The organism is Candidatus Regiella endosymbiont of Tuberolachnus salignus, from assembly GCF_964020115.1.
GTDB lineage: Bacteria > Pseudomonadota > Gammaproteobacteria > Enterobacterales > Enterobacteriaceae > Regiella > Regiella insecticola.
Genome location: NZ_OZ026542.1, coordinates 1,782,416 through 1,806,877, shown reverse-complemented (window position 1 = coordinate 1,806,877; position 24,462 = coordinate 1,782,416). Strand labels below are relative to the sequence as shown.

Here is a 24,462-nt window from a genome sequence, read left to right as displayed (position 1 = left end):
TAAAAAACCGCCGTTAAATTCATTTTTTTGTTAATTAACTTATTTCTGTTTGCAAACGTTGCACTTGTCGATTGATTTCTGACATGACAACAAAATGGCGTTTATCACGGATTTTAGGGAGTAAAATTTTACCTTTATCGAATTCAAAAATACCCATATTCCTGATATATAAACGGCCTCGGAAAAGCGTTTTGACATACATTGCAACTTTAATAGGATTGTAACGCGGGAAAATTCTCATGGTATTACTTCCCTTTTACGATACTCGACACCCAGATAAGAAAAAAGAGGTGAGAAAGTACAGTTTACATAGAATTTTCGAGGGATCAACCTGATGGTTTAATAATCATAAAAAAAGAATTATTATAACATTTCACTAAATCTGTATAAAAAGAACTCAGTTGATTTCCCAATGCTAGATCTATGACTTAAAAATACCGTATACTCCTCCACAGTTTGGCCCCTTAGCTCAGTTGGTTAGAGCACACGACTCATAATCGTTTGGTCGCTGGTTCAAGTCCAGCAGGGGCCACCACTCTTACTATCCCCATTATCTTTTTTTTAGAGCCTGTTCGAAATCTCTTTTACTCTCTGACACTTTAGATTGCTTGTATAATCTACTGCGTGGTGTGAATTATTAACTATTCATTAGATCTCTTTCCAAACCTACTACGTGACGCGAATCCTGCGTTGCCCGGCGCTCGCAATCCTCATTACTGTATGGCAACGAAGGTTGCTGTGCGCCGGGCGCCTTGACTTAGCATAACGAACTACGGTTTGGAAAGAGGTCTATTATTTTGCTGGCGTGGTGCACCAAGAATACCTGCTACTTTCGCTCGAATACGAACGGTGTTGCCGGGCATGTAAGCCAATGGTATTGCTTCGAGTTCTATGGTTTCGATGGAATCGGGTTGGGCGCCTATCGCGATGGCTTGTGCAATAGCTTGATTTTGAGCCTCTTTCAATCCTGCATTAAGATCATTATGTTTATCAAGTGCAACTAAAATATCGACCTCACCACTGGCTTGCGCGACAGAAATACCAATGGCATTAGCGACCCCTGCATTCTCTGGTCTAATAACCTGCGATGCTCCCTGTAATGTAGTAGGAAGTAGGATAGCCCCACCGCCGACTAACACGACAGGAGTAGGGTCATTATTGGTCTTCATTTTATCAATAACTTTTTCTACCATTGTGACGTAATGCGCAAAGACTTTTTCAACCCACTCTGCTGATAAGTGCTGAACAAGCGTAATATCACCAAGATGTAATAATCCTTTGGCGACAGCAATATCAGTAACAGTAATGATATCGCCACCAAATACCAACGCTTGCTCAACCAGTTTATATCCGATGCTTTCTGGGCCTATTTTAAATGCGCCATTGGCTAAAGGTGTCACGATGGTACCGCCGCCTAAACCAATAGATGCAATATCTGGCATCCGAAAATTGGTACGCACTCCGCCGATTTCAGCTGCAATGAGTGATTCGCGTGGAAATCCGTTGGTCAGTACACCCATATCGGTGGTGGTTCCCCCCACGTCGACGATTAATGCATTTTTTAAACCGGTAAGGTATGAAGCACCGCGAATACTGTTGGTGGGTCCAGAAGCAATGGTGAGGATAGGAAATGATAGCGCGTGTTTGAGAGGCATCAATGTGCCGTCGTTTTGACCAAAAAAAATCTCTGCATTGATATGATGAGCCTGTAATGCTTGACTAAATCCGTTGGCAATATTTTGTGCGGTGCTGAAAAGCACCGCATTTAAAATAGATGCATTTTCACGCTCTAATAAGCCAATCGACCCTATTTTATGTGATAAGGACACGGGTATTTTTGAGCCTAGTTCTTCATGGACTAATTCAGCAACCCTGAGCTCTTGTACGTTGGAAACAGGAGAAAAAACACCACAAACAGAGACCACATCAACTTTACCTTTCACTGCTCGTAGATGTTGACGAATCTTTTCTTCATCAAGTGGGGATAATATTTTGCCGTTATAATCAAATCCCCCTTCAACAATAAATAAATACGTTGTCAAATGATTGCGAAAATCATCCGGCACATCAGTCAGTGGCGGGATTGCCAGCGTGGCAGGTGCTGCGAGGCGAAAATGCGCCACGGAATTTAATCCCTTGCGCTCAACAATCGCATTAGTACAGTGGGTCGTGCCAAGCATGGCCTGTGTAATGGTTGATTTATCAATATCAGCTTCATTGAGTAAAGAGGCAATAGCTTTCTCGATACCGGTGATCACATCGCCTGTCGTTGATTGCTTAGTTCGCGCTATCACCCTCTTATCGTTGTTTAAAAGTACAGCGTCAGTATTGGTTCCACCGACATCTATGCCAATACGGTGCGTCATTTTTATTCTCTTCTATTCGCTGCCACTAATTCTTCAACAGGTGTGAAATTAACGTCATAGTTAAAATACTGTGGTCCAGTGACCTCAAGTCCTTGAGGAGTGCACAGTTTTTTATCAGCCGGCACGCCCAATGCAACAACACGGCTGCCATATCGCAAACGCTCCGCCAGAATAGGAACACCCGTATCTTCATCCAATAAGATGATAAGATCAGGCGTACTACATAGCAGAAGGTCATCACATTGTGCTAATAAATATTCATTTTGAAAGGATACGTTGAATGTTTTCCCTTTATCTGTGTCAACGCCATCAAAACAGGCAAGGCCACACGTGAATCCCCCTGTTACACGTAGATCTATTTTATTTGCTCGGCCGCGAAACAATACAAAGCCCTTCAATAGTTTGGTCAATACTTGCACAATGTCAGCTTTTTCATTTCTTGCTTTTTCTAGTGTTTCACCAATCTCCTGTGCACGGCTAATGGTTCCTAAAATGCCTGATGCTTTGGCTACAGCAGGTGTTATCGGGTAGGCGGCAAAAAAAGCTAATCCCCCCATTGCGACACAGAGGGCGCGGCTTTGTTTTTCTGTTTCATAACTATCTTTTGCTTGGACTAAGCCGATATTTGCTTTTGAATCGACTAAAACGAATGGAAAAGAATTAATCCCATCAAGATAAAATGTTGTCATATGAAATTCGGGGAAGGCTCTACCCATGGCGTCAACGTCGATCAGGGGCACACCGAGATGCGCTGCGGTTGCTAAGGGCAATAATGAGTTAACACCTCCTATTTCAATGGGATAAATGGCGTCAATTTTTTTGCCTAAATATCTTTCAATAAACCGACAGGCTTCTATCGATTCACTACCATTGGGGAGTTTTTCTATCATCACACTGGGTGCGCCAATCATACCGGTAGCAACGATTAAGGCATCTGGATCTAATTCATCCATATCCATCTCGAGATTGAGCAGTTTTATGGCTCGCCCGTGTTGTTCTATTGCGTTGAGCGCCATGATTTTGCCGATGTGAGGATCGCCGCCCCCTCCACTGGCAAGAACAGAGGCACCTGCCGCGATATGATGAATTTGTGTTTTATCCAATAACCTCATTTGTTAAACTCTTGAACCACGCAACGAGGTATTGATTTTAGCCAATCCACCATAAACCAGGCCGGCAACCAATATTGAATTTAATGATGCAATACCAAATTGAATGCCTAAGCCGGCTAATGTGCCAACGACACAAGAAAAGACGGCAAGCCAACCTATTTGTGGTGTTGATGCTTCTGTCGGCAGTTTTTGTTCAGCCCGGGCAGCATCGAATAATTGACGGCTGGTGCGTAAAATATAATAGTCGACTAACATAACGCCAGCGATAGGAGGAAAAACAACACCGAGTATAATGAGAAAGCGAGTGAACTCCTCTAAAATTCCCATGATTGACAAAGTCGTGCCTATGATACCTAATCCCAGCGTTAGCCAAGTATGGCGCCATTTTTTTCCAGTCGCTCCTTCCACTGTGTTAGCGAAAGCCAAAGATGAAGAGTATAAATTCACATCATTAATTTTAACGGCGGAAAGAATGACTGACAGTAGTCCAAGCCACCCGGCAGTCTGCGTCATAATAGAAACAACGTCATCGGTATTAAGTGCATGTGCAATTAATATTGCGATACTATTGACGATAAATTCACCGACAATGATAGACCAAGTTACCATCCAAAAGACGTGGCGTTCATTTTGGCAATAACGACTGATATCAGCTGTTGTTAATGAAGTGACGATATATCCGCCGGCGACTGCCGTTGCTGCTGCCCCGAGTGTTAACGGCGTCCCAGCGGGAATAGAGGTAATAAGAGCAACGATATTATGACCTTCTAATAGAATTAATGAGATCCAAGCAATGACGAAGAAAAATAAAGGAACGGCAATTTTTGCCGTCCAGCTCAAAGCTCGAAATCCAAAGGCCACTAGTACGGTAATCACCATACCGGAAATCGCCGCCGACCACGCAAATCCGAGTTGACCACCAAAGGCGTAATTTAAGCCATTAGCAAAAACGGCGTTTTGTACCCCAAACCAGCCTAATAAACTGACGGCGATCACCAGTCCAATCAGCACTGATCCTAAACGTCCAAATCCACACCAACGCGCCAACAAACTGGTTGATAGGCCTTCACGTGCACCGGCGATCCCGAGTCCCAGGCTAACAAACTCTAAAATCAAGCTGCCAAGAAAAGTAGCCAGTAATGCTTCACCGAATGTCATGGCATGACCCAACATCGCCCCTAGCATAAACTGTGCTAGTGCGGTCATGATGCCTATGCGAATTAAAGTGACCGTGAATAGATTCGAACGTGAATTAAGTGGGACAGGTTTAAAGGCATAATCCTCTTCACCAGTAACATTGTTTTTATTCATCGTATATTTTTTTAGATCTAAAATAGGTGACTGAGTATCATCAGGCATCAAGTACAAAATGACAATACTATAAAATAAATATCTTACTTCGAGTGCTTGTTTTTACGCCAGATAATCAGATGTTGGTGATAATGAAAATTAATAGCGTTACTATCTTACTTGATGCATTTTCTATAATCGGAACCATTATGCTTCGGAATCATTATAATCGTTGGCACAATTTATCATATGACTACCACACCGCAGGAATTTTGGCGGGATGTATTTATCTAATTCCTTTTCCCGACAATAGTCTTTTAAACCCTTTAATGAACAGACAGTGGCTTTTCTATATATTTCTTGCATTTTATTTTCTATTGTTCTGTGAGAGAGATTTAATTCTCTCGCTATTTCTTTAGCACTAAGAGATTGTAATGCATAAAATATAACATCAAGTTCTTTTATGGTAAAAGTTTTGCATGGGGGAGAGAAAAGCAGTGAACTTGGTAGTTGATCATGAACACAATTCATTGGTGAGTAAAATTGAAGTTTTTTTGCATGAAAAATAGATCCTATGCAATTGCCATCTGAATCGTAAAAAGGAAGTTTGTCAAAAATATAAGGTTGGATTATTTTTTCTCTCCCATAAGGATGAATATCAAGTGATGATATCTTTTTTCGTGATTCCTGCACTTGACGATCTTGTTGCTTAAAATCAGTAGCAAACTCACTGATGGGGTGAGGTATTTCACGATCCAATCGACCTTCAATATTAAAATGTAAAGGCAGATTTAATAGCTCAAGATAGGCTTTATTGCCATACATGTAGCATGAATCGACATCTTTAATTCCCCAAGGATCCGTACTACTTTCACATAAAGATAAAAGTTGTTGCGAAATCGGTGAAGTGGCGGATTTCAATGGGTCAGTAAAATCTTTTTGCTTGATTTTAGCCATGTTAGCTCCTCGTTAAAAGTTAAAAGCCCACCATACTTAACCAAGGTAAATCTTGCAATAGATCGTATAAAAAGAAATTTGAACATAGTTAAAGAGATCATGCTAAAAAATCGATGGATATGCGTCTTCTTTCTCTTTAGCATAAGTTATACGAGAAGAACCATTATGAACTCATCATTTTATTTTTTTATCCAAAAATAAAATTTTCTATCATTATTGGAGCGCAAAAAAATTTCAAAGAGCGTCTCACTTAAGGAGAACACCAATGACGATGAAAAAAGTAAGCTTAGAGATAAAAGAAGGGCAAGATCATGAAAAACGGATGACAGTAGAATTCGATGTTCTCCACCCAACGCAGGGTACTGATGTGATAGATGTACGAGCCTTAGGTGAAAAAGGTTATTTTACCTTTGATCCCGGTTTTACTTCTACCGCTTCGTGCGAGTCAAAAATTACTTTTATCGATGGTGATAAGGGGATACTGCTCCATCGTGGTTTTCCCATTGAACAATTGGCTAGAGAATCAACTTATTTAGAAGTTTGCTATATTTTGCTCTACGGCGAAAAACCCACAGAAGAAGCATTAAAAACCTTCAAAACAACAGTGACAATGCATACTATGATCCACGATCAAATTTGGCATCTTTTTCGTGGTTTTCGCCGTGATTCACATCCAATGGCGGTGCTCTGTGGTGTCACTGGTGCGTTGGCTGCTTTTTACCATGATGCGCTTGATGTAAATAATGAGCAACATCGAGAAACGACTGCCTTTCGTTTATTATCTAAAATGCCGACAGTCGCTGCGATGTGTTACAAATATTCAATAGGTCAACCTTTTGTTTATCCTCGTAACGATCTTTCCTACGCCGCTAATTTTTTGCATATGATGTTTTCCACTCCCTGTGAAAAGTATACGGTGAATAAAGTGTTAGAGCAGGCGATGGATCAGATATTGATCCTGCATGCTGATCATGAGCAAAATGCATCAACCTCTACTGTCCGTACTGCTGGCTCTTCTGGCGCTAATCCTTTTGCCTGTATCGCCGCCGGGATTGCTTCACTCTGGGGACCTGCCCATGGTGGCGCTAATGAAGCCTGTCTAAAAATGTTAGAAGAAATCAAAACGGTAGAGCGTATTCCTGAATTTATTAAGCGAGCCAAAGATAAAAATGACCCTTTTCGTTTGATGGGATTTGGTCATCGTGTCTACAAAAACTATGATCCTCGTTCCAAAGTGATGCGTGAAATGTGTCATAAAGTATTGGAAGAACTCAATATAAAAGATGATTTATTGGACGTAGCGATAGAGTTGGAAAAAATTGCATTGGAGGATCCGTATTTTCTTGAGAAAAAACTGTACCCAAACGTCGATTTTTATTCTGGGATCATCCTAAAAGCCATGGGCATTCCTTCCTCAATGTTTACTGTATTATTTGCGATGGCTCGAACTATTGGTTGGATAGCACATTGGAAAGAAATGCATGATCAAGGTATTAAAATCGCTCGCCCGCGCCAACTTTACACGGGCTATTCAAAACGCGATTTTACTAAAAGTGTTGATCGATGATGATAAGCAATAGATTTCCTCTCTCTGCACACAGCCACGAAGAGAGGAAAATATCAGCATCTGATGGTCATCATTCCCACTCAATAGTCGCGGGAGGTTTTCCGCTGATATCATAAACGACTCTGGATATCCCTTCTATTTCATTGATGATCTGATTAGACACCCGCGCCAAAAAATCATAAGGCAGATGTGCCCAACGCGCAGTCATAAAATCGACAGTCTCTACTGCGCGCAAAGCCACTACCCATTGATATTGACGTCCATCCCCCATAACGCCGACGGATTTTATCGGCAAGAAAACGGCAAATGCCTGGCTGACAGTTTGGTATAGATTCGCGTTACGTAATGCTGTGATAAAAATATCATCAGCGCGACGTAATAAATCACAATATTCTTTTTTTACTTCACCCAATACACGCACCCCAAGGCCAGGGCCTGGGAAGGGGTGACGGGATAACATATCCTCAGGTAAACCTAACGCTAAACCGATTCGACGTACTTCATCTTTAAACAGTTCTTTTAATGGTTCAACCAGACCTAGTTTCATGTCTTTCGGTAAGCCACCGACATTGTGATGTGATTTAATGGCGTGGGCTTTGCCGGTTACAGCCGCAGCAGATTCAATCACATCAGGGTAGATGGTGCCTTGTGCTAGCCATTTGGCATTGGATAGTTTTTTCGCTTCTTCATCAAAAATTTCGACAAACACCCGTCCGATAATCTTGCGTTTAGCTTCAGGCTCTTCAACTCCAGCCAATTCGTTTAGGAAACGATCTGCTGCCTCGACATGAATAATCTTTAAACCCAAATTGTCACGAAACATCTTTAGCACTTCAGTTGCTTCGTTTAAACGCAATAAACCGTTATCAACAAAGACACAAGTCAGCTTGTCTCCAATGACTTTTTGTAATAACAGTGCCGTGACGGAAGAATCAACCCCCCCCGATAGACCGAGGATCACTTCATCCTTCCCAATTTTTTCACGCAGCTGTTCCAGCGTATCTTTAATAATATTGCTGGGCGTCCAATATTGTTCACAATGACAAATATCTTTCACAAAACGTGTTAATAAAGCTGTTCCCTGGATGGTGTGAGTCACTTCTGGATGAAATTGTACGCCATAAAAACGTTTTTTTTCATTGGCGATAATGGCAAATGGACAGCTATGAGTGCTGGCTATAGCGACAAAATCGGGGGGCATCACCGTCACTTTATCGTTATGGCTCATCCAAACATCTAATAGTGCCGCACCGTCTGGGCTGTAGGCATCTTTAATGTCAGTGATCAAATCACATTGCGTTTTTATTTCGACCTGAGCGTGACCAAATTCACCTTCGCCGGCTTTTTCTACTTTGCCCCCTAGTTGCATCGCCATTGTTTGCATACCATAGCAAACACCTAATACAGGAATACCCGCAGTAAAAACATAATCAGGCGCACGTGGACTACCCGCCGCAGTGGTGCTCATTGGGCCGCCGGAAAGAATAATGCCTGTGGGTTTAAATTCACGGATTTGCGCTTCGGTGACATCTGGCACCCATAGTTCACAGTAAACACCAATTTCACGTACTCTACGTGCTATCAGTTGAGTATATTGTGAGCCAAAATCGAGGATCAAGATGCGGTGCTGATGCAAGGTGCGGTGCTGATGAATGTTCTCTTTCATGTATGACGTATTCCAGAATGAAAAATAAAATTGTCGAGATGAAAATATACCCACAGTCCTTCAAGTTGCCGCTAGGCGAACACTCGCGGCTAGCAACGCAGCGGCTTGAAAGGCGAGGGGTATTATAGACCCAAGAATTTCGAGTTACGGCAAGGCGGCAATCAACCGAATCCCAGGAGTGTACAGATAGTACATGACTGGGATGAGAGCGAGCAGCCAACGCCGCCGTAACTTGAAAGGCGAAGGGTATATAAACCGTTTTTCATCCCATCCGATAGTTAGGGGATTCTTTGGTAATAATCACATCATGCACGTGGCTTTCTTTAATACCGGCTCCACTAATACGAACAAATTCAGTGTTAGTGCGTAGCTCATCAATGGTTGAACAACCGGTTAATCCCATGCATGAACGTAAGCCGCCCATTTGTTGATGAACAATTTCTTTCAATAATCCCTTGTAGGCAACACGCCCTTCAATACCTTCCGGTACCAGCTTATCTGCCGCATTATCGGTTTGAAAATAACGATCTGAAGAGCCTCTAGACATGGCATCGAGTGATCCCATCCCTCGGTATGATTTGAATGAACGCCCTTGATAGAATTCGATTTCACCGGGCGATTCTTCAGTGCCAGCCAGCATAGACCCCACCATCACACAGGAAGCCCCCGCTGCAATGGCTTTGGCGATATCACCTGAAAAACGAATGCCTCCATCGGCGATAATCGGTATATTGGTGCCCTTGAGTGCCTCGACTGTATCGAAAATTGCCGTCAATTGTGGTACGCCAACACCGGTTACGATACGTGTGGTACAAATTGAGCCCGGACCAATCCCCACTTTCACTGCATTAACGCCGGCATTAACCAGCGCCATGGCACCCTTACCTGTTGCAACATTTCCGCCAATAATTTGCAAATCAGGGTATTTGGCACGTGTATCACGAATACGCCGTAGCACCCCTTCTGAATGGCCGTGTGATGAGTCGATCAGTAGAACATCGATACCGGCGGCAACCAACTCATCAATTCGTTGGTCGTTATTACCGCCCGCGCCCACGGCTGCCCCTACACGTAAGCGCCCCTGCTGATCTTTACAAGCATTTGGTTTACGTTCTGCTTTTTGAAAATCTTTAACGGTGATAAGCCCTTGCAGATGAAAATCGTCACTGACAACCAAGGCCTTTTCTATCCGTTTTTCATGCATTTTTTGCAGAACCACTTCAGGGGCTTCACCTTCTTTTACCGTGACCAGGTGTTTTTTGGCTGTCATAACGGCGGAGACAGGCTGGTCTAAATCGGTGACAAAACGAACATCCCTTCCGGTGATAATGCCTACCAACTCGCGATCTTCAGTGACCACCGGATAACCGGCAAAGCCATTACGCGCAGTCAGCTCTTTTACTTCGCGTAAAGTGGTGTTTGGGGTCACGGTTTGAGGATCAGAAACAACGCCACTTTCATGTCTTTTCACGCGGAGGACGGCATCAGCCTGTTCTTTAATCGACATATTTTTATGGATAAAGCCTATACCCCCCTCTTGTGCCAAGGCAATGGCCAGACGAGCTTCGGTTACCGTATCCATTGCGGCCGATAATACCGGGATATTTAATTGGATAGTGGCGGTGAGTTGAGTATTGAGTTTTGCAGTGTTAGGCAGAACTTCAGAATGAGCTGGAATCAAGAGGACATCATCGAAGGTTAGGGCTTCTTTTATAATACGGGGCATGGGCAATATCTCACCAGAGTGGATGTGGTAAAAAAGGACAAAATATTGCCGTGGCATTATACAGAGCCTCATCAATTGCCTCCAGCACTTTGTATAAATTTTTTACGAAATTTTAGTCAAGAAGATTTGGAACAGGCGCTAAGCCTCATCATCATTTATTGACCTTCCTTGGGAGAATTATGTTAACTATTTATATTTATTTAGATTTACATTTGATCACCAATAGGTCAATAATGCGCCATCCCATTTTTTAATTTGTCGGGAATGCAGATCGGTAGATCCATTGGCTAATACATTCAGCACCCTTTTCATTTGGAGTCGCCATTATGTCCATGATAAATAATTCTTTAAGTAATACCCTAGAAAGAATGCCCGTCACCTTTCCCACGATTTCCAATAGCACTACCAGTCCTGCTACTTCCACTATAACGCCGCTGGCCAGGCTAGCGCAGATGTATGATCAGCCCCTGCTGGTGACGATTAACACCGCCATTCCCGCTGAAATATCCACTGAAGACCTCGTAGAAAAATACGATATTCAAACCAATGAAGTTTACACGCAGTATGATCCCAAGGAGCAACAAATTGTCACCGCTTGGCGGCTGCTGACCTATTTGCTCGGCAGTGATATCAGTTTTCCAGTGCCTACTGATATGGCCGAACTGTACAGCGCGTCGGCGACACAGGAAAATAAGCTGCTCACCCTGTATCACAGTGACCTGACGAAAGCCTTGATAGCTAAGGTGCTTGGCTGCTCGCCTAATGCGGTCAATTCAGAAGTCGCTCATGCTTTCTTTGGACGCTTGGCCTGGCTCGACACCGCCACTATCACCAGCGATAAAGCCAAAGCCCAGCTGGAAAAATACCTGTATGGGCCACAACCGTTTTGGGATCCGGCGATTCAACTGGGCAGCGGTGACTATTCTGAATTGGGACAGCTATTAAGCTCTATTCCCGACGAGCTACGTTGGTGGATGGTGCAATTTAAACGGGGTGAACGGCTGTATCTGCTCACGGAATGGTTGCCCTTGGCCTCACAGAAAACCCTGTATGACGGTTTTGTGAAACAAACTCAACAACAGGGCGATGACCCATTACTGGTGTTTGCTGGCGTTATCGACCGAGAGTTAAAATCAGTTAAACAGCAATACCGAGATGACGTGCTAGCACCCGCACTCAATACCGCGCTGGCCTCAAAGAATACCGCCGTGTTGGTGATGCTGTATTTTAATTGGAATGCGGTTCAGGAAGGCGCTACCCGCGAACAAGATCTGCCGCCGATTGATTGGTCTGAGCCGATTTCCCTCGCTACCCGTCGGGATTGCTACCAAAGAATGGCTACTTATTTACTCAATAGCAGCAACGCCCCGGGCGATGAGGACTGGCTGAGTGATGCCATCGAACAGGCGCAACAAGCTAATGGCATGCAAGTGCTGTCTCTGGCAACGGCGCTTCGTCAGGCGCGCCCCCAACTTGAACGCGATCAGGCGTTGAAATTGGCCGCCCTGCTGTTACTTCCCCTGCCAACCCAAACAACCCTGATAAAACCGCGGCCTGAAAATGCGCCTGATCCGCTGGCGTTAATGGATTCGGTGCCTGAAATCACAAATTTATTACCGGCAGCGGGCAGCGCCGCACCGGCTGACGCGCTGTTGGATCACTTTGGTCTCGATCTGATTTGTCAGGGCAGTGGCGCAGACAGAAAGTTGTCTCAATCAGCGCGTGACAGCTGGCAACTATTGATGCAAACCGCGCAGTTTGAAGCCTTTTCCGCCAAGCTGTTGCAACAACTTAACTGGTACGGTGGCCATAAAAATGAACAGACCTCTGTTCGTGTCAGCCAGGCGTTGGTGGGACGCGCCATGGTCGATCACTTTACCGGATCAGGGGCTAGCCAGGCGATTGAACGAAATTTTCAGAAAAATTGGGTCAGTGAATACCGTTATGCTGAGCTGATGACAAAATTGCGCGAGGAGATCAAAACCCGTAATCCTGCGCTTTCTCACGCCAGCCTCGATATTCTCAGTTATCTGCTGTTTCGCAGCATCGCCCCTGAATTATTGCTCAGCGGCGTACCCGATCACTTAAGTTATGGCCGTGGCTTACAAAGTGTGGCGCTGCTGCATGGGGCGGCGCTACTGGAAGCCATGTCGCCCGGTGCCTGCCAGGGTGCAAAGTTTGATGATGTGGTCAACTTATCAGCACAGCTGGCAGCTAACACCGATCCAAAAATACAAACCCTTTGGACGAACACTCGGGTACGACCCGCGCTGCGCTATGCGCTGGCGCACGGGGCGATCAGTGGTCTCGATGATATCCGCAACGCCACGGCGGCGCAGATCACCCCGGCTATCCATTACCTTGATGCGCAGCAAAAATTGCATGCCGAGGCACTGAACCGCTTAAACAGCAAAGCGCCCGATCGCCGCGCGTTAGCGGAACAACAATTAACCAGCGCGGGGGTAGCAAGAGAATATTGGTCTAGTGACCCCAACCCGAACCAAGCTGAGTTAGATAAACATCATATTGCCACTGCCAGCGAAGAATCATGGGATAGATTCAGAGCTAACATCGCTACCCGCAATAATTGGGGCGCCGGCCCTCATGAGCGCGGCGGCTATGTTCCCCCTCCCCCAGTACCTTATCCTCCCTTGGTTGATCTAATGATGATAGGTGACCGCTATGTTAACGGCACCGATACGGTACCCACCGTTTACCATCGAAAATTTACTGCCTTCAGTGACACCCTCACTGCGGCAGAAAGCACGGTAATTCAACGCTTATTAGCCGAATTACCCGCCGCCGATCGCACCCTGCTCGCCACCTCCACCCTTGAAATCAGTCGGCTGACATTCGGTGATCAAGCCGCCTACCAGGGTATTTTTATCCGCTGTCAGCCCGGTGATCATCGCGATGATTTTAACCAGCATCTCGCCAGCGCGCAGGAGGTGTATTTTGAGCTGATCCCCGCTGCCGGTGTCGCCAGAAGAACGCCTCAACAATTTACTTACTTACACAGTCGCGAACGACGATACATCCCGATGGAAACCATGGACAATGCGGTTGAAGCGCGTCGAGAACATGAGCGTGAACAGATCGCGCGGGCTCGCATTACCCCGCTGTTGCCCTTTGACAGCAGCGCCTACATCAATGGCACGGTGGCGCGTTCCGCTCAGACTATCCCCCAGCCTCTTAATGCGACCTTAGTGCCCGCTGCGCCGCTGTTATTTAATACCGCGGCGAATGAGACGGCGACGCTGCAAGCTATCGCCGATGCCGCGGCAAAACATCTGCTAACCGACCCCATCGCCGCAATGAAAAAAGAGCACAACCATGAAACCAGCTGGGAGCAGGTGTTCAAAGCGGAGAAAGAAATCGCCGATTTTGCTGTTCGCACCTTGGTTCCTTTCTATGGTTGTATCAAAGATTTAGCCGAGGGTAATGATTCCGCTGGCGTGGTTGCCGGTTGTGCGATGGATACGGTGTTTGCCCTGATCCCTTTCGGCCAGTTTGTCGGCTCAACCGCCAGGATCGTATTGAAAGCCGGTGAAATGACCGTACTGTCAGTCGCTGAAGCCATGGGGGAAGCCACCGCCAAATTACTGGGCGGCTTAGCCAGACAAAGCACGGTGCTTGCTTGGACGGATATGGTGAAAGGGGCACGCTGGCTGGTGAAAGGCACCTGGCAGACATTATTGGAAGAGGTGCCGAGCCTCACTCAATTGAAGCCCCTCATGAACAGTGGGCTGAGAGCGGAAGGCATTAGTTTGCAGGGGGGCTACTATCATGCTGAGGCCGCCCCTGTAGCGGATGGCAAGATCCTCACTGGCAGCCTGGCGCACGAAACCGATGTACTGACCCGTTCCACCTGGCCAGGCAAGGTAAATGCGGTGGATATGGCCAATAATCTGCCCTACGGTGCTGAGCTGTCGACTCCCGGTTATGCAGGGAAGCATATCGCGCCCGATTTTTATCCGAAAAAAATTGACTTGCAGCACAAATTCTACGACGGCGGCTTTACCACCAGTATCACCTTAGACGGCAGTGCACTTATTGCTGATCGCGGTACTGAGATTGATTTTGCTGTCGGCAACCGTGTTTATCGGTTAACGTCCGGCCAAACGGCATTGCATGATCTGAGCACGGTTCGTTCGTCACAGGCCGATGCGTTGCGCAGTGCTGCCAATAGGCAAAGTGGCGATCTCAGTCTGGAAACGCCCCTGGCGTCCTTCGATGACAGCGAGCAGTTACGCCAGCAGGCGTTTAACTATCGCCGCTATCAGCCCACTCCAGCTACGACAGCGGGCAGCGCTTCCCCTCAGGGTGGATTGCTGACCCTGGATCGGCGCATTTATCGCTACGACGCCGCCAGTGCTTCGCCGTTGATCCATGAACAGAGCGTACTGCGTTATCAAAACACCGTGAGCGCACGGGTAAAAATCGACCCGCTATTTGGTAAACCCCAGGCTTTCACTGATGAAGTGCTTGATACCGGTACCTGTGTGATTGAGCTGGATGGCATTAATGAGGGCGTAGCCGATAAACGCACGCTGCGGGCGATTATTATGGATAATCCGCAAGCAACAGGAAAAATACTGGTACTGGAAGCGGATCCGCTGATTTTCTACGGTGCCCCCATCACTGACGCCAATAGCCTACAAAATGGCCAAGTGCTACAGTTTACTCGCTACAGTGATAACACTGGCGGCGGCAGCGCGGTGATTGACAGTTATTTGTCGGCGCGGCAAGCCTATCTTCCTGCCGACACCTCCCTGCTACCGACGCGCGCTGCCGGCATTCTGGAGCTGCCACAAACTCGATTTAACCGTTACCTGCCGTTTCCCGCGCGGGATATGCAACCGCTCGAACTCGATGGTGAAACCTTTTACGCTTGGAAAAAACCCAACATCATGGGGCACTATGAATTGTATCGCATCAACCCAAGCCAGCCGACTCAATTGACCTCTGCCAATCAATTTGCTGTGCTGAAAGAGGGAGAATGGCAACGTTTGGGACTAAAGGGAGGCATGCCAACAGCCAAAAAAACTATCGCAGAATTAGCAGCAGCAAAAAAACAGCGCGAAGCTGAGCAAGCAATAGAAGAAGAACAGCTCGAGGCTAAGCATCAAGAATATGTCAAAAAACAACCCCAGATGCTGTTATATAGTGTCGTCATGAGATCTTGAGCCATAGAGCAAGGCATCGTATTTGTACAGCAGCGAGAAAAGAGGAGGTATTTTTTGCATAACGAGTAGCAATACCTCGCCAGCGCTTTAGGTGCAGAAAAGCATTTTCCACGAGATGTCGATGCTTGTAGAGCGCTTTATCGTACTCACGTTGAATTTTACGATTCTTTTTAGGTGGTATTACGATTTGCATGCCGGCTTCTTCTGCTTTTTTAATGATGTTATCACTGTCATAGCCCTTGTCAGCCAACAGATATTCTGCTGCAATACCTTTGGTTAAATTCGTTGCTTGCTGACAATCTGCTGTGGTACCTGATGTAATAAAAATTCTGACCGGCATACCATGCGCATCCACGGCCAGATGTATCTTACTGTTGAGCCCCCTTTTGTGCGCTCCATATCCTGATTACCGCCTTTTGCGCCTGCTGCATGAGGGTGAACTTTGCTATGAGTGGCATCAATCATCAGCCATTCAAAATCTGGCTCCACAATCAGCGCTTCGAGCAGAGACTCCCATAGCCCCTTGTCACGCCAGCGGCAAAACCGGCGATGAGTATTTTTCCAACCGCCATAATCAGGCGGTAAATCACGCCAGGGAGCGCCGGTTCTCAATATCCAGAAAACAGCATTAATAAACTGCCTGTTATCTCTGGCTATGCCACCCCAAGTGCCTTTTCTCCCCGGGAGATGAGCTTCCAATAGGCTCCAAACATGATCGGATATATCGTGGCGGCGATGGGCTAAATTCATTCCCGAATCATCTTTCATTATTGAATCATCTCAACAGTTGTCGTTATTTGTTACATGATAATATATTTTTTATTACGTGACGACACTACTTAAAAATAAACAAGGCGAAAGAACTTTACCAAAGCAATCCGGCAGGTTTCTACCAGGCTTTCGAAAAAACCATCCAGGAACGTATCTATTTTTTTCAGGAGTTTTTTGAGATAACTAAAAAATTACGCACTACTACAACCTCTGCTGAATACAATGAAATGGCCAGTACGATCATAAATCGTATCGTGGAGGCGCAAAGAAAGCTGAAAGAACTGTACCATGGAGCCTTGGAAAAAGAGTGGGCTCCGTTTTTAGCGTCAGAGCAGAACCCACAGCATGTTGATAAGATCGTAAAGAACAGCATTGGTATATCCGACAAACGTATTAAGCTACAGCTTGATGAAGAAGAATATTTAGATGAATTAAAGATCCTCGGTCGTCAGGGAAGAGAAGATCTGGATAAATTAAGGGAAGGGGCAGGCGATTCTTCTACTGTAATGAAAATAAACCAAATGCCTATGTTATCTAAATGGATCATCAAGCCTGAACATATCAGTGAAATCGGCGTTACTGATTTACTTGAAGACCTGAATAGCCAATCTGACGCGATTGAAACGACGATTTGTACACATATAGATGCGATGAATGACGAAGAGCAATTATTTTCATCTGCCCGTCGCAAAGAAGTGCTGCAAAGTGTCATCGAACAATATGAAAAAATAGAAATGAACTATCAGAGCGTTCAGAGCGTTCAGAGTGTTTTTGCCGTCTCTCCCTACATTCATACAGAACATTTAGAGCGCCTTCTTGAGCGGATCAGAGAGGCCAAAACGTCCGCTAAGGAAGCGTTGCGAAACATAATCGATCAAGACACTCCGCTTCTCGCAATAACATCGGCAAACCGAGATAAAGCTATTTTCAAAACAAAAAATCGGGGTCTTTTGATAGGTAAACTCAAGAAAGATAAAAATGTTGCTGGAAACCGAGTGATGGAGACATTTAACCCCTCATCCAAACAGACCAAGACATTTGAAGAAGTCTCAAAAGACGAATGGGCACCCGTGGTAGCTCAGCAGAGTGCCAAACCCGTCAGAGCCTGGAAGCCATTGATGAAAGATGCAAAAGAAAAGCTGGATAACGCTGAACTTCTTATTAAAAATGCTCACTTACAGTCCCAAATGAGCGTTTTACCCAGTGAGGTAGAGCATATCTTGGTTTACCATGCTGAGCGTATGCAACAGCGTGCTCGGGAGCTCGGTGAAGTGGCGGCACCTGATGGAACAGTGCCAAAATCAGCAAAAGCAGAAAAGGTTGAGAGGATTAAAGCAAAAATGATTGCTGAGTTGGAGGACAAAGCCCGAGAAATGATCGCGGAAGGGCGAAAGATTCGCATTATGATGAGCAAGCAGCAGGATCCTGATGTAAACCGACTGAACTATTTACTAAGTCAAGGAGAAGTATCGATACATAAAATAGAGCGTCGCCAAAGGTTGGCTGCGGAGGACTGGATGCAAGAATATGAAATCAGGGACAGTAAGCCGGAAACAGCGCGCAATCAACTTCCTTGGTACGCCCACTTCCACTACAAACAAGAAGCCGATCCTTTTGAACGTTTTTCCCAAGCACATCTCAAACGTGGATCGCAGCGTAGGAAGGGAGCCAGGACACAGGCAACACAGGAACAACAAGGCACGCAGATCGAACCGATACTCCGCAACGCAATACCCCCCGTTTTGGCACAGGATATTTTCAGAAACATTCAATGACGGCGTAAACACTGCCCGGCGCGCAAACTAGGTACATCTTGTACGACCTAGTTTGCGCTACTACAGCTAACGAGATGATTTGTAGCACAACTCAGCTTCAGGTATACTGCTTTCCCGTCTTAGTTCTTCAATCGCCTTTAAATCTCAACGCTCGGATCCAGCATGACAACTAACTATATTTTTGTAACTGGTGGGGTTGTATCCTCTCTGGGTAAAGGTATTGCTGCGGCTTCCTTAGCCGCTATACTCGAAGCCCGAGGCCTTAAAGTTACCATCATGAAACTGGATCCCTATATTAATGTGGATCCAGGAACCATGAGCCCGACACAACATGGAGAAGTTTTTGTCACCGAAGATGGTGCAGAAACTGATCTCGATTTAGGGCACTACGAGCGTTTTATTAATACTAAAATGACAGGTCGTAATAACTTCACCGCAGGTCGTATTTATTCTGAAGTTCTGCGTAAAGAGCGGCGCGGTGATTATTTAGGCGCGACCATTCAAGTGATCCCCCATATTACTAATGCAATTAAAGAACGTATTGTTGATGTGGGTGCCGACTATGATGTAGTACTGGTTGAAATTGGTGGTACCGTCGGTGATATTGAATCTTTGCCATTTTTAGAGGCCATTCGCCAAATGGCGGTTGATGTGGGTCGTGAACACACACTTTATATGCATCTGACTTTGGTACCTTATTTAGCCGCAGCAGGGGAAGTGAAAACCAAGCCGACACAACATTCAGTTAAAGAACTTCTTTCTATTGGTATTCAGCCTGATGTGTTGATTTGTCGTTCTGATTGTGAAGTTTCGGCCAGTGAACGCGCCAAGATCGCATTATTTTGTAATGTGCAAGAAAACGCGGTCATTTCACTGCAAGATGTTAATTCTATTTATGAAATACCAGGATTATTAAAATTACAAGGCCTTGATGATTATATTTGTCAACGCTTTAAATTAAGCTGTTCTGAAGCAAATTTAGCGAAATGGCAAGAAGTGTTATACCAAGTCTCTAATCCTATCGGTGAAGTGACCATCGGCATGATCGGTAAATACGTGAAATTACCTGATGCTTATAAATCTGTTATCGAAGCATTAAAACACGGTGGTTTGAAAAATAGCGTTACTGTCAATATAAAGCTGATCGATTCGCAACATATCGAAAACGCGGGCTTCGATATACTGAAAGGGGTGGATGCCATCTTGATCCCGGGTGGTTTTGGTGATCGTGGTATAGAAGGCATGATTAGCACGGCACAGTACGCACGGGTCAATAATATCCCTTATTTAGGTATTTGTTTAGGAATGCAAGTTGCCCTAATAGAATTTGCTCGTCATGTTGCCGGTATGGAGGATGCGAATTCGACAGAATTCGTTTCAGACTGTAAGCATCCAGTAGTGGCATTAATCACCGAATGGCGTGATACAGAGGGTGCCGTTGAGATACGTACGGCAAGCAGTGATTTAGGCGGTACCATGCGAGTGGGTGGGCAAAAATGCCTGTTGACTGAAGGCAGTTTGGTGCGAAAAATGTATGCTGAATCGACCATCACTGAGCGCCATCGCCATCGTTATGAAGTCAATAATAGATTATTGGAGCAGATTGAAAAGGCTGGGCTTGTTGTTGCTGGGCGTTCTGCGGATAAAAAATTGGTAGAAATTATTGAGTTGCCCAATCACCCTTGGTTTGTGGCTTGTCAATTCCATCCTGAATTTACTTCGACTCCGCGTGATGGTCATCCTTTGTTTACCAGCTTTATCAACGCAGCGAAAGAATATAAGCAGTCTATTGGCGATTTTGATGTTTAACATGAGATTTTTTGCATAACTTATTGCGGGGCGTGCAGGATGTCTTGATTTCACGCCATGCACGATGGTTTTCAAAAAGTCTATTCTCACTTATTTGGCAACAAGGAAAATCTAATGTCGAAAATCTTAAAAGTGGTTGGTCGTGAGATCATCGACTCGCGCGGTAATCCAACCGTAGAAGCAGAAGTCCATTTAGAAGGGGGGTTTATTGGCTTGGCGGCCGCGCCTTCAGGTGCTTCTACTGGTTCGCGTGAAGCCCTTGAATTGCGTGATGGCGATAAATCGCGTTTCTTAGGAAAAGGAGTCACCAAAGCCGTTGCCGCGGTTAATGGCCCTATTGCAGAAGCCCTTAAAAATAAAGAGGCGATAGATCAAGCTGAGATCGATAAAACTATGATCGAACTGGACGGGACTGAAAATAAATCTAAATTCGGTGCCAATGCCATCTTGGCGGTCTCTTTAGCGGCAGCGAAGGCAGCGGCGGCGTCGAAAGGGATGCCTTTATATGCACATATTGCTGACCTCAACGATACCTCAGGTAAATTTTCTATGCCATTACCGATGATGAATATCATTAATGGTGGTGAGCATGCTGATAACAATCTCGATATTCAAGAATTTATGATCCAGCCGGTAGGGGCTAAAACCTTTAAAGAAGCGCTGTGTATTGGCTCTGAAGTGTTCCATACCTTGGCCAAAATTTTAAAAGAGAAAGGGTTAAGTACCGCTGTCGGTGATGAAGGCGGTTATGCGCCCAATTTAGGGTCTAACGCTGAGGCGTTGACTATCATCAAAGAAGCGGTAGAAAAAGCGGGTTATGTACTGGGCAAAGATGTTACTTTGGCGCTCGATTGTGCGGCCTCGGAGTTTTACAACAAAGAAACAGGTCGCTATGAATTGAAAGGCGAAGATAAAACTTTCACTTCAGAAGAATTTACGCATTATCTGGAGCAGTTAACCAAGGATTATCCTATCGTCTCTATTGAAGATGGTCTGGATGAATCAGATTGGGCAGGGTTTGCTTATCAAACTAAAGTGCTTGGCGATAAAATCCAATTGGTGGGTGATGATCTGTTTGTTACTAATACCAAGATCCTAAAAGAAGGGATTGATAAAGGCATTGCGAATTCTATCCTGATTAAATTCAATCAAATTGGTTCTCTGACTGAAACCTTAGCCGCTATCAAAATGGCGAAAGAGGCGGGTTATACGGCGATTATTTCTCATCGTTCGGGCGAAACAGAAGATGCCACCATTGCCGATTTGGCGGTAGGCACCGCTGCCGGTCAAATTAAAACTGGCTCGATGAGCCGCTCTGATCGCGTCGCTAAATACAATCAGCTGCTGCGTATTGAAGAAGCATTAGGTAATAAAGCCGAATTCAACGGTTTGAAAGAAGTGAAAGGAAAAGGGCAACAAGCCTAAGGATTTTTTGTTACCAATACTCACTCGGCTTAATCAGGTGAGTATTGGGTTGCCACTATGGCTGATTATTTATTCGCGGCATACCGTTCGCTTGCTTTGTCCCAATTCACTACCTTCCAGAATGCTTTGATATAATCCGGGCGCTTATTTTGATATTTAAGATAATAAGCATGCTCCCACACATCTAAACCGATAATCGGATAACCGGAAACACCGGCAACTGGTTCTCCCATCAACGGATTGTCTTGGTTAGCGGTGGACACCACCGCTAACTTACCGTCTTTTAACACCAGCCAAGCCCAGCCTGAGCCGAATCGCGTGGCGGCGGCTTTTTCAAACGCTTCTTGAAATTTTTCAACACTGCTAAAATCATGCTCGATAGCGGCCTTTAGATCACCTGTCAGCGTGGTGCCGATTTTCAAGCCCTGCCAAAATAAACTATGGTTAGCGTGGCCACCGGCGTTGTTACGCATAAAAGTGCGTTTGTCAGCCGGGACTTTATCCAAATTTTTTATCAATTCTTCAACTGAATATTGCGCTAATTCTGGATAAGCTTCTAACACCGTATTGGCATTGGTAACATAAGTTTGATGATGTTTGGTGTAATGGATCTCCATAGTTTGTTTATCAAAATGCGGCTCCAATGCATCATAAGCGTAGGGTAGAGAGGGTAATGTGTAGCTCATATTGATGGTCTCCGTAAAAAAAAGTGACAGTAGGTAAAGATCTTGTATGCTTGGCCAGTAAGCGTAGCAGCATTAGACTTCGTGGAACAGTAATGATGATAATCCCCTGGCAACAGATCAATAGTGAAACGTTAAATAATTTAATTGAATCCTTTGTATTACGTGAAGGTACCGATTATGGTGAACAAGAATTTTTATTAGCGCAAAAAGTGGCTGATGTTCGTCATCAATTAAGCAATGGAGAGGCGGTTTTGATTTGGTCAGAATTACATGAAACCATCAACATTATGCCACGAACAAAAATAAAGAGGAGCACAGGCAGTACAAATAGTACAGCCAGCGACGACAACACAGAATCAAGTTAAAATGATTTGGCTATACCCATAGTCCTTCAAGTTGTCGCTAGGCAATCCCAACCCTATAAAGAGAAGTACTTTATGTCAGCTAAACATCCGATTATCGCTGTTACCGGTTCAAGTGGTGCAGGGACGACAACCACCAGCGAGGCTTTTCGTAAAATATTTCAACAACTCAATATTCGTGCTGCTGAGTTAGAAGGTGATAGTTTTCATTACTATACGCGCCCTGAAATGGATCAAAAGATCCGTGAAAGCTATGAGCAAGGTCGCCATATTAGTTATTTTGGTCCCGAAGCGAATAATTTTGGTTTGCTGGAAAAAAATTTTGCCGATTATGGCGAAAAAGGTAATGGCCAATTTCGTAAATATCTACACACTTACGATGAAGCGATGCCTTATAATCAAGCGCCAGGCACTTTCACTCCATGGGAAGCGCTACCAGAAGACACACAGCTCTTATTTTATGAAGGATTACATGGTGGGGTCATTACTAAAGACTATGATGTCGCTAAACATGTCGATCTGCTCGTCGGGGTAGTGCCGATTGTTAACTTAGAATGGATCCAAAAATTAAGACGTGATATCAATGAACGTGGTCATTCTCGTGAAGCCGTCATGGACTCTGTCGTTCGCTCGATGGATGATTACATCAATTATATTACGCCCCAATTTTCCCGAACTCATATCAATTTCCAACGAGTCCCTACCGTCGATACTTCAAATCCTTTTGCTGCTAAAGCGATCCCATCATTGGATGAAAGTTTTGTGGTTATTCATTTTCAGGGGTTGAATGACATTAATTTTCCGCATTTATTAGCGATGTTACAGGGTCATTTATTTCAAACATGAATACACTGGTTATTCCCGGTGGAAAAATGGGGTTAGCTATGGAATTGATAATAACACCACTGATAAAGCGTCTTTTGGAAAGAAAAAAAATAGTTTGATCGATGATTTTTCATATGTTCTAACTAATGAGTATTTTGCGACACTTTCAGGCACATAAACAGCTCTGATAGTTGCCACAATAGAGGATAACAGCCCATGGTTTTAGGCAAGCCACAAACGGATCCTACTCTTGAATGGTTCCTGTCCCATTGTCATATTCGCAAATATCCTTCGAAGAGTACCTTGATTCATCAAGGCGAAAAAGCGGAGATCCTTTATTACATTGTAAAAGGTTCGGTGGCTGTTCTTATCAAGGATGAAGAAGGCAAAGAAATGATCCTCTCTTATTTAAATCAAGGAGATTTTATTGGTGAACTTGGATTATTTAAAGAAGGACAAGAGCGCAGCGCGTGGGTTAGAGCAAAAAGATCCTGTGAAGTTGCCGAAATCTCTTATAAAAAATTTCGGCAACTTATTCAAGTGGATCCAGAAATTCTCATCCGCTTGTCGGGACAAATGGCTCGACGTCTACAAGTTACTTCAGAAAAAGTGGGTAATCTCGCTTTTTTAGATGTTACCGGGCGGATTGCACAAACTTTACTCAATCTAGCCAAAGAGCCTGATGCGATGACGCATCCTGATGGCATGCAAATTAAAATGACACGCCAAGAAATTGGCCAAATTGTTGGCTGTTCACGTGAGACTGTAGGCAGAATTCTTAAAATGTTAGAAGATCAAAACTTGATCTCCGCTCGCGGCAAAACGATTGTTGTTTACGGTACCCGATAATTAATGAATGAGGGGAGGTTCATCATTGAATTGTTTTTGCCGGAGACGGGTTAGACTTTTTTCGAAACCTACTGCGTGACGCGGATCCTG

At 44.8% G+C, this 24,462-nt stretch carries 16 protein-coding genes, 1 tRNA gene and 1 pseudogene; 9 read left to right on the top strand and 9 right to left on the bottom strand.

Annotated elements, in window-relative coordinates:
* Positions 1–34: 34 nt before the first annotated feature.
* Positions 35–241: a DUF1107 domain-containing protein gene (locus AACL30_RS09250; RefSeq protein ID WP_176487302.1), complete on the bottom strand. Its 207-nt coding sequence runs from the start codon at positions 239–241 to the stop codon at positions 35–37.
* 217 nt (positions 242–458) lie between these two features.
* On the opposite strand from AACL30_RS09250, the gene AACL30_RS09245 reads away from it, so the two are divergent.
* Positions 459–535, top strand: a tRNA-Ile gene (locus tag AACL30_RS09245).
* 235 nt (positions 536–770) lie between these two features.
* Here AACL30_RS09245 and AACL30_RS09240 read toward each other — a convergent pair.
* The 4 genes from AACL30_RS09240 to AACL30_RS09225 form a co-directional block, all read right to left on the bottom strand.
* Complete coding sequence (locus AACL30_RS09240; RefSeq protein WP_339056440.1) at positions 771–2,366, bottom strand: hydantoinase/oxoprolinase family protein; 1,596 nt, start codon at positions 2,364–2,366, stop codon at positions 771–773.
* 2 nt (positions 2,367–2,368) lie between these two features.
* Entirely contained in the window at positions 2,369–3,478 is a 1,110-nt protein-coding gene (locus AACL30_RS09235; protein ID WP_339056439.1) for a DUF917 domain-containing protein, read from the bottom strand.
* Between the two features lie 3 nt (positions 3,479–3,481).
* Positions 3,482–4,789, bottom strand: a complete 1,308-nt coding sequence (locus AACL30_RS09230) for a cytosine permease (RefSeq protein WP_339056438.1) — start codon at positions 4,787–4,789, stop codon at positions 3,482–3,484.
* Between the two features lie 186 nt (positions 4,790–4,975).
* On the bottom strand, positions 4,976–5,725 hold the full coding sequence (locus AACL30_RS09225) for a helix-turn-helix transcriptional regulator (protein WP_339056437.1): 750 nt from the start codon (positions 5,723–5,725) through the stop codon (positions 4,976–4,978).
* A gap of 265 nt (positions 5,726–5,990) precedes the next feature.
* Here AACL30_RS09225 and AACL30_RS09220 point away from each other — a divergent pair, with 265 nt between their 5' ends.
* A complete protein-coding gene (locus AACL30_RS09220) occupies positions 5,991–7,292 on the top strand; it encodes a citrate synthase (RefSeq protein ID WP_339056436.1) in 1,302 nt (433 codons plus the stop codon).
* A 70-nt stretch (positions 7,293–7,362) separates the two neighbouring features.
* On the opposite strand, the gene guaA is transcribed toward AACL30_RS09220, so the two are convergent.
* Both guaA and guaB read right to left on the bottom strand, forming a co-directional pair.
* Complete coding sequence (gene guaA / locus AACL30_RS09215; RefSeq protein WP_339056435.1) at positions 7,363–8,958, bottom strand: glutamine-hydrolyzing GMP synthase; 1,596 nt, start codon at positions 8,956–8,958, stop codon at positions 7,363–7,365.
* A gap of 262 nt (positions 8,959–9,220) precedes the next feature.
* A complete protein-coding gene (gene guaB / locus AACL30_RS09210; RefSeq protein WP_339056434.1) occupies positions 9,221–10,684 on the bottom strand; it encodes an IMP dehydrogenase in 1,464 nt (487 codons plus the stop codon).
* Between the two features lie 332 nt (positions 10,685–11,016).
* Here guaB and AACL30_RS09205 point away from each other — a divergent pair, with 332 nt between their 5' ends.
* Positions 11,017–15,870 (top strand): hypothetical protein, encoded by a 4,854-nt coding sequence (locus AACL30_RS09205; RefSeq protein WP_339056433.1) that lies wholly within the window; start codon positions 11,017–11,019, stop codon positions 15,868–15,870.
* Here AACL30_RS09205 and AACL30_RS09200 read toward each other — a convergent pair.
* Positions 15,857–16,620 (bottom strand): IS5 family transposase gene (locus AACL30_RS09200; RefSeq protein WP_422389587.1). Its coding sequence is split into 2 segments (ribosomal slippage): positions 15,857–16,260 and positions 16,260–16,620, totalling 765 coding nucleotides; the frame shifts between segments, so codons are not numbered across the junction. The genes AACL30_RS09205 and AACL30_RS09200 overlap by 14 nt on opposite strands.
* Positions 16,621–16,868: 248 nt before the next feature.
* Here AACL30_RS09200 and AACL30_RS09195 point away from each other — a divergent pair.
* From AACL30_RS09195 to eno, 3 genes are all read left to right on the top strand, one after another.
* Positions 16,869–18,416, top strand: coding sequence for a hypothetical protein (locus tag AACL30_RS09195; RefSeq protein WP_339056432.1), 1,548 nt, complete (start codon positions 16,869–16,871; stop codon positions 18,414–18,416).
* A gap of 162 nt (positions 18,417–18,578) precedes the next feature.
* Entirely contained in the window at positions 18,579–20,225 is a 1,647-nt protein-coding gene (locus AACL30_RS09190; protein ID WP_339056431.1) for a CTP synthase, read from the top strand.
* 114 nt (positions 20,226–20,339) lie between these two features.
* Positions 20,340–21,650, top strand: a complete 1,311-nt coding sequence (gene eno / locus AACL30_RS09185) for a phosphopyruvate hydratase (protein ID WP_339056430.1) — start codon at positions 20,340–20,342, stop codon at positions 21,648–21,650.
* Between the two features lie 65 nt (positions 21,651–21,715).
* Here the strand turns inward: eno and sodA are convergent, their stop codons facing one another.
* On the bottom strand, positions 21,716–22,336 hold the full coding sequence (gene sodA, locus AACL30_RS09180) for a superoxide dismutase [Mn] (RefSeq protein ID WP_339056429.1): 621 nt from the start codon (positions 22,334–22,336) through the stop codon (positions 21,716–21,718).
* A 95-nt stretch (positions 22,337–22,431) separates the two neighbouring features.
* On the opposite strand from sodA, the gene AACL30_RS09175 reads away from it, so the two are divergent.
* The 3 genes and pseudogenes from AACL30_RS09175 (at position 22,432) to crp (ending at position 24,372) form a co-directional block, all read left to right on the top strand.
* Positions 22,432–22,701, top strand: coding sequence for a YheU family protein (locus tag AACL30_RS09175; RefSeq protein WP_339058439.1), 270 nt, complete (start codon positions 22,432–22,434; stop codon positions 22,699–22,701).
* Positions 22,702–22,773: 72 nt separating this feature from the next.
* Positions 22,774–23,642 (top strand): annotated as a pseudogene (locus tag AACL30_RS09170) (phosphoribulokinase).
* Positions 23,643–23,739: 97 nt separating this feature from the next.
* Entirely contained in the window at positions 23,740–24,372 is a 633-nt protein-coding gene (gene crp / locus AACL30_RS09165) for a cAMP-activated global transcriptional regulator CRP (RefSeq protein WP_339056428.1), read from the top strand.
* The last annotated feature ends 90 nt before the right edge of the window (positions 24,373–24,462 follow it).

Excerpts from the sequence above, each read along its gene's own strand:
- AACL30_RS09250 (WP_176487302.1), bottom strand. The coding sequence starts at position 241 with ATGAGAATTTTCCCGCGTTACAATCCTATTAAAGTTGCAATGTATGTC.
- AACL30_RS09235 (WP_339056439.1), bottom strand. The coding sequence starts at position 3,478 with ATGAGGTTATTGGATAAAACACAAATTCATCATATCGCGGCAGGTGCC.
- guaA (WP_339056435.1), bottom strand. The coding sequence starts at position 8,958 with ATGAAAGAGAACATTCATCAGCACCGCACCTTGCATCAGCACCGCATC.
- AACL30_RS09195 (WP_339056432.1), top strand. The coding sequence starts at position 16,869 with ATGGCCAGTACGATCATAAATCGTATCGTGGAGGCGCAAAGAAAGCTG.
- AACL30_RS09225 (WP_339056437.1), bottom strand. The coding sequence starts at position 5,725 with ATGGCTAAAATCAAGCAAAAAGATTTTACTGACCCATTGAAATCCGCC.
- AACL30_RS09175 (WP_339058439.1), top strand. The coding sequence starts at position 22,432 with ATGATAATCCCCTGGCAACAGATCAATAGTGAAACGTTAAATAATTTA.
- AACL30_RS09230 (WP_339056438.1), bottom strand. The coding sequence starts at position 4,789 with ATGAATAAAAACAATGTTACTGGTGAAGAGGATTATGCCTTTAAACCT.
- AACL30_RS09205 (WP_339056433.1), top strand. The coding sequence starts at position 11,017 with ATGATAAATAATTCTTTAAGTAATACCCTAGAAAGAATGCCCGTCACC.
- sodA (WP_339056429.1), bottom strand. The coding sequence starts at position 22,336 with ATGAGCTACACATTACCCTCTCTACCCTACGCTTATGATGCATTGGAG.
- AACL30_RS09220 (WP_339056436.1), top strand. The coding sequence starts at position 5,991 with ATGACGATGAAAAAAGTAAGCTTAGAGATAAAAGAAGGGCAAGATCAT.
- AACL30_RS09240 (WP_339056440.1), bottom strand. The coding sequence starts at position 2,366 with ATGACGCACCGTATTGGCATAGATGTCGGTGGAACCAATACTGACGCT.
- crp (WP_339056428.1), top strand. The coding sequence starts at position 23,740 with ATGGTTTTAGGCAAGCCACAAACGGATCCTACTCTTGAATGGTTCCTG.
- guaB (WP_339056434.1), bottom strand. The coding sequence starts at position 10,684 with ATGCCCCGTATTATAAAAGAAGCCCTAACCTTCGATGATGTCCTCTTG.
- AACL30_RS09190 (WP_339056431.1), top strand. The coding sequence starts at position 18,579 with ATGACAACTAACTATATTTTTGTAACTGGTGGGGTTGTATCCTCTCTG.
- eno (WP_339056430.1), top strand. The coding sequence starts at position 20,340 with ATGTCGAAAATCTTAAAAGTGGTTGGTCGTGAGATCATCGACTCGCGC.